At 37.7% G+C, this 477-nt stretch carries 1 protein-coding gene; it reads right to left on the bottom strand.

Features of this window, described 5'->3' with window-relative positions; genetic code table 11:
* Positions 1-477: amidohydrolase family protein (locus NBZ85_RS34215; protein ID WP_498041289.1), on the bottom strand; the 477-nt coding region annotated here is incomplete at both ends.

The raw sequence follows: 477 nt of genomic DNA, 5'->3' as shown, positions 1-477 counted from the left end.
CTAAAAATGTCTCATTTGAACTTGCCTCTTTAGGTACAGCATGAGGCCCTAGGAAAGTATGTTTCATGTCTAAATCATATTTCTCAGCTAAACGATTAGACACTTTCAATTGCTTCAGTTCATTTTCTCTATCTAATCCATAACCACTCTTACTTTCAACTGCAAGCACGCCGTGTTTAATCATAGTAAGCAAATCATGCTCTGCTTTTTTAAACAAGTCATCTTCGGATGTTTCTCTAGTAGCATTAACGGTAGATAATATGCCACCACCCATTTCTAATATTTCAAGGTAAGACTTACCTTGACGTTTTAATGACATCTCATGTTCTCGAGATCCACCAAATGTTAAATGTGTATGTGCATCTACTAATGCTGGGGACACTACCTTCCCACTAGCATCAATCGTCTCAGTCGCATCGTAGTCATCTGTATGTGTTCCAGCATATACAATTTTGCCATCTTTAATGACAACTGTTC

Origin of the sequence: Frankia tisae (assembly GCF_025403405.1) — a bacterium.
Classification (GTDB): Bacteria; Actinomycetota; Actinomycetes; order Frankiales; family Frankiaceae; genus Frankia; species Frankia tisai.
This window is presented reverse-complemented; position numbering and strand designations above follow the sequence as displayed.